The 9,315-nt window shown below is 68.1% G+C and carries 8 protein-coding genes; all 8 read left to right on the forward strand.

Features of this window, described 5'->3' with window-relative positions; all coding sequences use genetic code 11:
• Positions 1-1,116, forward strand: a 1,116-nt coding sequence (gene glyA / locus Y706_RS26970; RefSeq protein ID WP_043436865.1) for a serine hydroxymethyltransferase, incomplete at its 5' end; no start/stop codon positions are given.
• Positions 1,113-2,333: a sarcosine oxidase subunit beta family protein gene (locus Y706_RS0121090; protein WP_028278135.1), complete on the forward strand. Its 1,221-nt coding sequence runs from the start codon at positions 1,113-1,115 to the stop codon at positions 2,331-2,333. The genes glyA and Y706_RS0121090, both read left to right, overlap by 4 nt.
• Before the next feature lie 14 nt (positions 2,334-2,347).
• A complete protein-coding gene (locus tag Y706_RS0121095; RefSeq protein WP_028278136.1) occupies positions 2,348-2,677 on the forward strand; it encodes a sarcosine oxidase subunit delta in 330 nt (109 codons plus the stop codon).
• Positions 2,674-5,628, forward strand: coding sequence for a 2Fe-2S iron-sulfur cluster-binding protein (locus tag Y706_RS0121100; RefSeq protein ID WP_028278137.1), 2,955 nt, complete (start codon positions 2,674-2,676; stop codon positions 5,626-5,628). The genes Y706_RS0121095 and Y706_RS0121100 overlap by 4 nt, the downstream gene beginning before the upstream one ends.
• Positions 5,621-6,256: a sarcosine oxidase subunit gamma gene (locus tag Y706_RS0121105; protein ID WP_028278138.1), complete on the forward strand. Its 636-nt coding sequence runs from the start codon at positions 5,621-5,623 to the stop codon at positions 6,254-6,256. The genes Y706_RS0121100 and Y706_RS0121105 overlap by 8 nt, the downstream gene beginning before the upstream one ends.
• The gene (locus Y706_RS0121110; protein ID WP_028278139.1) at positions 6,256-7,671 is read left to right on the forward strand and encodes an L-serine ammonia-lyase; all 1,416 of its coding nucleotides are present in this window, start codon (positions 6,256-6,258) and stop codon (positions 7,669-7,671) included. Before Y706_RS0121105 ends, Y706_RS0121110 begins: the two co-directional genes overlap by 1 nt.
• A gap of 2 nt (positions 7,672-7,673) precedes the next feature.
• Complete coding sequence (purU, locus tag Y706_RS0121115; protein WP_028278140.1) at positions 7,674-8,549, forward strand: formyltetrahydrofolate deformylase; 876 nt, start codon at positions 7,674-7,676, stop codon at positions 8,547-8,549.
• 10 nt (positions 8,550-8,559) lie between these two features.
• The coding region (locus Y706_RS30525) for an amidohydrolase family protein (RefSeq protein ID WP_043436870.1) at positions 8,560-9,315 on the forward strand (756 nt) is incomplete at its 3' end.

Raw genomic sequence — 9,315 nt, forward strand, 5'->3', positions numbered from 1 at the left:
GAACAGCTCGCGATCGACCGGGTCAAGGCCCTGTTCGGCGCCGAGTACGCCAACGTCCAGCCGCACTCCGGCGCGCAGGCCAACGCCGCCGCCATGTTCGCCCTCCTGGAACCGGGCGACACCATCATGGGACTGGCCCTGGCCCACGGCGGCCACCTCACCCACGGGATGAAAATCAATTTCTCCGGCAAGCTCTACAACGTGGTCCCGTACCACGTGAGCGAGCACAACCACCTGGTGGACATGGCCGAAGTGGAGGCCCTGGCCCTTGAACACCGGCCCAAGATGATCGTGGCCGGCTGGTCCGCCTACTCCCGGCAGCTGGACTTCGCCGAGTTCCGGCGCATCGCCGACCGCGTGGGCGCCTACCTCATGGTGGACATGGCACACTTCGCCGGCCTCGTGGCCGCCGGGCTTCACCCGAACCCGGTCCCCTACGCCGACGTCGTCACCACCACCACGCACAAGACCCTCGGCGGACCGCGCGGCGGCGTGATCCTGGCCAAGGAGGAGTACGCACGCAAGATCAACAGCGCCGTGTTCCCCGGTCAGCAGGGCGGCCCGCTGGAACACGTGATCGCGGCCAAGGCCGTGGCCTTCAAGATCGCGGCGTCACCGGAGTTCAAGGAACGTCAGGAGCGCACGCTCGAAGGCGCCGGGATCCTCGCGTCCCGGCTCCTGAAGGACGACGTCGCGGCGGCCGGGATCTCCGTGGTCAACGGCGGCACCGATGTGCACCTGGTCCTGGTGGACCTGCGGGACTCGGAACTGGACGGGCAGCAGGCCGAAGACCGGCTCCACCGGATCGGCATCACCGTCAACCGCAACGCCGTCCCCTTCGATCCCCGCCCGCCCATGGTGTCCTCCGGGCTGCGGATCGGCACCCCCGCCCTGGCCACCCGCGGCTTCGGTGCCGCGGAGTTCACCGAGGTGGCGGACATCATCGCCTCCGCCCTCATCTCGCAGGCGCCCGGGGACGAACTCAGCGACCAAACCGCCGCTGAACTGCGTGGACGCGTCAGCGCCCTCGCGGACCGGTTCCCCCTTTACCCGCATCTCGGCACCGGCACGACGGCGACCGGGCTTGAGGCAGAACTGATTGGAGCAGCACAATGACCACCGAACACCTGCCGGAGCACCCGGACTTCCTCTGGCGCAATCCGGACCCCAAAAAGAGCTACGACGCCGTGATTGTGGGCGGCGGCGGACATGGACTGGCGACGGCGTATTACCTGGCCAAGAACCACGGGATGACCAACATCGCCATCCTGGAAAAAGGCTGGCTCGCCGGCGGCAACATGGCCCGGAACACCACCATCATCCGTTCCAACTACCTCTGGGACGAGAGTGCGGCGATCTACGAGCACGCCCTGAAGCTCTGGGAGATCCTGCCGGAGGAACTCGAATACGACTTCCTGTTCAGCCAGCGCGGGGTCATGAACCTGGCCCACACCCTGGGCGACGTCCGCGAAAGCGTCCGCCGCGTCGGAGCCAATAAACTCAACGGCGTCGACGCCGAGTGGCTGGACCCGCAGCAGGTCAAGGAACTCTGCCCCATCCTGAACATCAACGACAACATCCGCTACCCGGTCATGGGCGCCACCTACCAGCCGCGCGCCGGCATCGCCAAGCACGACCACGTCGCCTGGGCGTTCGCCCGCAAATGCGACGAGCTCGGTGTGGACATCATCCAGAACTGCGAGGTCACCGGCTTCATCAAGGACGGCAACCGCGTCACTGGGGTCAAGACCACCCGCGGCACCATCAACACCGAAAAGGTCGGACTCTGCGCCGCCGGGCACAGCTCGGTGCTTGCCGAAATGGCCGGGTTCCGGCTCCCCATCCAGTCCCACCCCCTCCAGGCACTCGTGTCCGAGCTCCACGAGCCCGTCCACCCCACCGTCGTCATGTCCAACCACGTCCACGTCTACGTCTCCCAGGCGCACAAGGGCGAACTGGTCATGGGCGCCGGCGTGGACTCCTACAACGGCTACGGCCAGCGCGGATCCTTCCACGTGATCGAGCACCAGATGGCAGCCGCCGTCGAACTCTTCCCGATCTTCGCCCGGGCCCACGTGCTCCGGACCTGGGGCGGGATCGTGGACACCACCCTGGATGCCTCCCCGATCGTAGGCACCACCCCGGTGGAAAACATGTTCGTCAACTGCGGCTGGGGCACCGGCGGATTCAAGGGCACACCGGCGGCCGGGCTGACGTTCGCCCACACGATCGCCACCGGAGAACCGCACAGACTCAACAAGCCCTTTGCACTCGAGCGCTTCGAAACCGGCGCCCTGATCGACGAACACGGCGCCGCCGCCGTGGCCCACTAGAAAGAGGTAAGGACATGCTCCTGATTCCCTGCCCCAACTGCGGTCCCCGCGACGAGACCGAATTCCACTACGGCGGCCAGGCCCACGTGGCCTACCCCGAAAACCCGGCAGAGCTCACGGACCGCGAATGGGCCGAGTACCTGTTCTACCGCGACAACACCAAGGGCGCCTTCGCCGAACGCTGGCTGCACAGCACCGGCTGCCGGCAATGGTTCAACATGCTCCGCGACACCGTCACCTACGACATCCAGGCCGTCTACCCGATGGGTCAGCTCCGGCCCGCCACAGGCCCCACAGCCCCCACCGTCACCAGCCCCGTCTCCCCGGAAGGAGCAGTCAAATGACCGCTCAGCCGCAGCCCGCGCGTCTTAGCACCGGCGGACGCATCGACCGCAGCGTCACGTGGCGCTTCACCCTGGACGGCCGTGAATACACTGGCCACCCCGGCGACACCCTCGCCTCCGCCCTGCTGGCCAACGGCCGGCTCCGCGCAGGCGACTCCCTGTATGAGGGACGGCCCCGCGGCATCATGTCCGCCGGCGTCGAGGAATCCAACGCCCTGGTCAAGATCGCGGCCCGGTTCCCGGGCCACGTGGCTGAATCCATGCTCCCCGCCACCACGGTGTCCCTCGTGGACGGCCTCAGCGCCGAACTGCTCAGCGGACTGGGCAAGCTGGACCCGGCCGAGGACCACGCCGAATACGACAAGAAGTATGTCCACACCGACGTCCTGGTGGTCGGTGGCGGCCCGGCAGGCCTGGCCGCGGCCCGCGAGGCCGTCCGCTCCGGCGCCCGGGTCGTCCTTATCGACGACCAGCCCGAACTGGGCGGCTCGCTGTTGTCCGGCTCCACGGATCCGGCCCTCGTCGAGAGCATCGAAGGGCAGCCCGCCCTGGAATGGGTGGCCAATGTTGAAGCCGAACTGATCTCCGCGGCCGAATGCACGGTGCTGAACCGCACCAGCGCCTTCGGCTCCTACGACTCCAACTACGTCATCGCGGCCCAGAACCGGACCGACCACCTCCTGACCCCGGCCGCCCCCGGTGTTTCCCGCCAGCGGATCTGGCACATCCGGGCCGCCCAGGTCATCCTGGCCCCGGGCGCCCACGAACGCCCGCTGGTCTTCGAAAACAACGACCGCCCCGGCATCATGCTCGCGTCCGCAGTCCGCACCTACCTCAACCGCTATGCCGTCGCCGCCGGTTCCCGCGTGGTCATCAGCACCACGAACGACAGCGCCTACGCCCTGGCCGCCGACCTCCGCGCCGCGGGCATCCGGGTCGAAGCCGTCGTAGACGCCCGTGCACAGCTAAGCGAAACCGCTTCCGCAGCTGCGGCCGCGGGAACGCGGGTGCTGATCGGCAGCGCCGTCGCGAACACCACCGCTGCTGTCTCCGGCGACGGCCGGCTCCTCGGCGTCACCGTCCGGAGCATCAACGACGCCGGCGAACTCACCTCGGGCATCGAACAGCTCGCCTGCGACCTGCTGGCCGTCTCCGGCGGCTGGTCCCCCGTGGTTCACCTGCACTCCCAGCGCCAGGGCAGGCTTCGCTGGGACGAAGACCTCGCCGCCTTCGTCCCCAACAGCGTGGTCCCCAACCAGCAGGTGGCCGGCTCCGGCCGCGGCAGCTTCGCCCTCGGCGACTGCGTGGCCGAAGGCATCTCCGCCGGAGCCGCGGCGGTCATCGCCGCGGGCTTCGAGTCCGATGCTGAACCGTCTGCGCCGACGCCGCCGCGCGCCGCCGCCCCCACCCGCCAGCTCTGGCTGGTACCCGGGCAGGACGGCGGCCCGGATGACTGGCACCACCACTTCGTGGATTTCCAGCGCGACCAGTCCGTGGCCGATGTCCTCCGCTCCACCAGTGCCGGCATGCGGTCCGTTGAGCACATCAAGCGCTACACCTCGATCAGCACCGCCAACGACCAGGGCAAGACCTCCGGGGTGAACGCGATCGGCGTCATCGCCGCCGCGCTCCGGACAGCCGGCGAGGCGTCCCGCGGGATCGGCGACATTGGCACCACCACCTACCGGGCACCGTTCACGCCCGTGGCGTTCGCCGCCCTGGCCGGACGCCAGCGCGGCGAACTCTTCGACCCCGCCCGCCTCACCTCCATCCACCCCTGGCATGTCGCCCAGGGAGCCCTCTTCGAAGACGTCGGGCAGTGGAAGCGGCCGTGGTACTACCCGGAGGACGGCGAGGACATGGACACCGCGGTGCTCCGTGAATGCGCCGCCGTCCGGGAATCCGTGGGCTTCATGGACGCCACCACCCTGGGCAAGATCGAGATCCGCGGCAAGGACGCCGGCGAGTTCCTGAACCGCATCTACACCAACGCGTTCAAGAAACTCGCTCCGGGTTCGGCCCGCTACGGCGTCATGTGCACCCCGGACGGGATGATCTTCGACGACGGCGTCACCCTGCGCCTGGACGAGGACCGCTTCTTCATGACCACCACCACCGGCGGCGCCGCCAAGGTGCTGGACTGGCTGGAGGAATGGCTGCAGACCGAATGGCCGGAACTGGATGTGCACTGCACCTCCGTCACGGAGCAGTGGTCCACCATCGCCGTCGTCGGTCCGAAATCCCGCGCCGTTCTCGCCAAAGTGGCTCCGGAACTGGCAGCCGACGGCGGCCTGGACTCCGAGGCTTTCCCGTTCATGACGTTCCGGGAGACCACCCTGGCCTCCGGTGTCCAGGCCCGGGTCTGCCGGATCTCGTTCTCCGGCGAACTGGCCTACGAAATCAACGTTCCGTCCTGGTACGGGCTGAGCACCTGGGAAGCCGTGGCGGCGGCCGGCGCGGAGTTCAACATCACCCCGTACGGTACCGAGACCATGCACGTGCTGCGTGCAGAGAAGGGGTATCCGATCGTCGGCCAGGACACTGACGGGACCGTGACACCGCAGGACGCCGGCATGGAATGGGTCGTGTCCAAGGTCAAGGACTTCATCGGCAAACGCTCCTACACCCGCAAGGACGCCGGCCGCACCGACCGGAAACACCTGGTCAGCGTCCTCCCCGTGGACGGCACCATCCGGCTCCCCGAAGGCACCCAACTGGTGGAACAGGGCATCACCGTCAACCCCGCCTACGGCCCCGTGCCCATGCAGGGATTCGTGACCTCGAGCTACCACAGTGCGGCGCTGGGCAGGTCGTTTGCCCTGGCCCTGATCAAGAACGGCCGCAACCGCATTGGCGAGACCCTGGTGGCCGCCGCCGGCGACCAACTCGTGGACGTAATCGTCGCAGAAACCGTACTATTTGACTCTGAAGGGGCCCGCAAAGATGGCTGACACTGCAGCACTCGAAAATTCCAAGAAGATCCAGACCCTCAGGAAGAGTCCGGCGTCGCTCCTGAGAACGGCTTTTGAAGCGGGATCCGTTGCGGGCACTGTGGAGCTGCGCGAGGTACCGTTCCTGACCATGGCAGGGCTCCGGGTCGATCCTGCCGGCGATGCAGGGAAGCGGCTGGGCGCCCTCACAGGTGGCCTGCCCTCCGCTTCCGGGGAAGTCCGCGGCAGCGGCGACACCGCAGTGCTGTGGCTTGGGCCGGCAGAATTCCTGCTCGTGGCCCCCGCCGAATCCCACGAAAGCCTGGGCGGTGAGCTCCCCCGGACGCTCATCGCAGCACTGGGTGACGGCCAGGGCCAGGTGGTGGATCTCTCGGCTAACCGCACCACGCTCGAGCTCTCCGGACCCCGGGCCAGTGCCGTGCTGGAGAAGGGCTGCGCCCTGGACCTGCACCCCCGCGTCTTCCAGCCCGGAACGGCCCTGTCCACGGAGATCGGCGGCATCCCCGTTGTTCTGTGGAAGACCGGAGATGAGACCTACCGGATCTTCCCGCGGGCATCCTTCGCGGAGTTCCTCGGCCGCTGGCTCCTCGACGCCATGCGCGAATATGCCTCCACCGAGGTCCCCTGATGGCGCTCAGCGTCCTTGACCTGTTTTCTGTTGGCATCGGGCCGTCCTCCTCCCACACGGTCGGCCCGATGCGGGCGGCCAAGCGGTTCGCCGACGGGCTCAAGAGCGACGGGCAACTGAGTTCCACTGCGAGGGTGCAGGCCGAGCTGTTCGGTTCCCTCGGCGCCACCGGCCGGGGCCACGGTTCGGACAAGGCCGTCGTCCTGGGCCTCCAGGGCCAGGACCCCGAGACAGTGGACACCGCTACGGCGGATGACCAGGTGGCAGCCGCTGCCCTGGATGCGGAACTGCAGCTCGCCGGCCATCACCGGGTGGATTTCAACTGGGATGAGGACGTGGTCCTGCACCGCCGCAAGTCGCTGCCCGCCCATCCGAACGGCATGACCTTCCGGGCCCTTGACCGCGCCGGCGACGTCCTCAGCGAACGGAGCTTCTATTCGATTGGGGGCGGCTTTGTGGTCGATGGCAATGCACAAGGCGCCGACCACGTGGTGGCCGACGACACGGTGCTGCCCTACCCGTTCACAACAGCTGACGAACTCCTCGAAATATGCCACCGAGAGAATATGTCCGTCTCCGACGTCATGCTGGCCAACGAACTCGTCTGGCGCACCGAAGCCGACCTCCGGGAGAAGCTCTTGGCCCTGTGGGCGGTCATGCGCCAGTGCGTGGAAAAGGGCTGCGCTGCCGAGGGCATCCTGCCCGGCGGGCTGAACGTCAAACGGCGCGCCCCGTCGTTGTTTCGGACGCTGGCAGCATCCGCCGTCAGCGCCGAGGCGGACGCCCGGAACCCATCGCCGGTCCAGGTCCCTGCCGACCCGCTGCTCGCCATGGAATGGGTGAACCTCTTCGCGCTGGCCGTCAACGAGGAAAACGCCGCGGGGGGCCGGATCGTCACGGCGCCCACCAACGGTGCCGCCGGCATTGTGCCGGCCGTGCTGCACTATTACGTCAAGTTCGTCCCCGGAGCCAACGACGACGGCGTGGTGCGCTTCCTGCTGGCCGCGGCCGCCGTCGGGATCCTGTTCAAGATCAATGCCTCCATCTCCGGGGCAGAGGTCGGCTGCCAGGGTGAAGTCGGATCGGCGTGCTCCATGGCGGCGGCGGGGCTCTGCGAAGTGCTGGGCGGCACCCCGGAACAGGTGGAAAACGCCGCCGAAGTCGGGATCGAACACAACCTCGGCCTGACCTGCGACCCCGTCGGCGGGCTGGTGCAGATCCCCTGCATCGAACGCAACGCCATTGCCAGCGTCAAAGCCATCAACGCCGCCCGCCTGTGCCTGCACGGGGACGGCAGCCATAAAGTCTCGCTGGACAAGGCCATTAAGACCATGCGCGAAACAGGAGCAGACATGAAAACCAAGTACAAGGAAACCTCCCGCGGAGGCCTCGCCGTGAATGTCGTGGAGTGCTGACCATGGCCGAGAACCAGAGCACCGAAACCGTGGAGCACATCCTGACCCTGGACTGCCCGGAAACGCGCGGGATCGTCCACGCCGTGTCCGGCTTCCTGCTGGACCAGGGCTGCGACATCCTGGAAAGCAAACAGTTCGACTCACAGCTGGACGGCCATTTCTTCATGCGGCTCCACTTCGCCTCGGCCGGGGACCAAACCACCCTGGACACGCTTCGGGAAGCCTTCGTTCCGGTCGCCGACAAATTCGGCATGCGCTGGGACCTGCGGCGGCACGGCAGCAAACGGCGGGTCCTGATCATGGTCTCGAAGTTCGAGCACTGCCTCAACGATCTGCTGTACCGGGCCCGCACCGGGGAACTGCCCATCGAGATCGTCGGCGTCGTCTCGAACCATCCCGATCACCGGCGGACCGTCGAGTGGCACGGAATCCCGTTCTTCCATGTGCCCATCACCCCGGACACCAAGCCCGCGGCCGAGCAGCGGCTCCTGGAACTGATCGACCGGATGGACGTTGAACTGGTGGTCCTGGCTCGCTACATGCAGGTCCTCAGCGACAACCTCACCCGCCAGCTCGATGGCCGCGCCATCAACATCCACCACTCCTTCCTGCCCAGCTTCAAGGGCGCGAAGCCCTACCACCAGGCGCACGCCCGGGGCGTGAAGACGGTCGGCGCCACCGCCCACTATGTCAACGCCGAACTGGACGAGGGGCCGATCATCGCCCAGCAGGTGGTGGAAGTAGACCACACCTTCGGGCCCGAGGACCTCGTGGCCGCCGGACGCGACACCGAGTGTAAGGCGCTCTCCAACGCCGTCCGCTGGCACTGCGAGGGACGCGTCATCCTCCAGGGCAACAGGACGGTCGTGCTGCGCTAGGTTTGGCAGCATGATCCTGCCCCTCGAGGACCGCGAAGCCGCCGCCCCTGCCTACATCCTGCGGGGTGCCCTCATCACGGACGGCGACTGCACACCGGGCTGCGTGGTGGCGGTGAACGGCGGCCTGATCGCCTACGCGGGACCCGGCGACGGCTTTGACGCCGCACATTTCCCGGGTGCGGAGGAGCTCCCGCTGCCGCCCGGCAGCTCCCTGCTTCCCGGGCTTGTCGACCTCCATTGCCACGGCGCCGCGGGCGGCGGATTCCCGGCCGGCAACGACCGGGCCTGCCGGGCGGCCGTGGACTTCCTGCACCGCAACGGGACCACCAGCCTCCTGGCCAGCCTCGTCACGGCCCCGGAAGATGAGCTGGTGGGGTCGCTCGGCGTACTCAAGGTCCTGGCGGCCGAGGGCCTGATCGCCGGCGTGCACTGCGAGGGGCCCTTCCTCTCCGCCGCCCGCTCCGGCGCGCAGGACCCGCACTGGCTCCGCGCCCCCGACCCTGCGCTGCTCCGGCGGCTGGTGGCGGCGGCCGGCGGAGCCCTGCGGACCATGACCTACGCCCCCGAACTGCCCGGCGCGGGTGAGCTCCTCCGAATCCTCACGGACCACGGGGTGATCCCCTCGCTGGGCCATACCGATGCCGCGGCCCCCGTGGCCGCGGCCTCACTGGCGGAGGCCGCGGACCTCATCCGCGGGGGCGCGGCTTCCGGGGCCTTCGGGCCGCGCGCCCGGCCCACGGTGACCCATCTGTTCAACGGCATGCCT

This window comes from Arthrobacter sp. I3 (assembly GCF_000520575.1).
Lineage (GTDB): Bacteria > Actinomycetota > Actinomycetes > Actinomycetales > Micrococcaceae > Arthrobacter > Arthrobacter humicola_A.

Bases quoted from the DNA above. Each gene is read 5' to 3' on its own strand.
- Y706_RS0121095 (WP_028278136.1), top strand. From the start codon at position 2,348: ATGCTCCTGATTCCCTGCCCCAACTGCGGTCCCCGCGACGAGACCGAA.
- Y706_RS0121110 (WP_028278139.1), top strand. From the start codon at position 6,256: ATGGCGCTCAGCGTCCTTGACCTGTTTTCTGTTGGCATCGGGCCGTCC.
- Y706_RS0121090 (WP_028278135.1), top strand. From the start codon at position 1,113: ATGACCACCGAACACCTGCCGGAGCACCCGGACTTCCTCTGGCGCAAT.
- Y706_RS0121105 (WP_028278138.1), top strand. From the start codon at position 5,621: ATGGCTGACACTGCAGCACTCGAAAATTCCAAGAAGATCCAGACCCTC.
- Y706_RS0121100 (WP_028278137.1), top strand. From the start codon at position 2,674: ATGACCGCTCAGCCGCAGCCCGCGCGTCTTAGCACCGGCGGACGCATC.
- purU (WP_028278140.1), top strand. From the start codon at position 7,674: ATGGCCGAGAACCAGAGCACCGAAACCGTGGAGCACATCCTGACCCTG.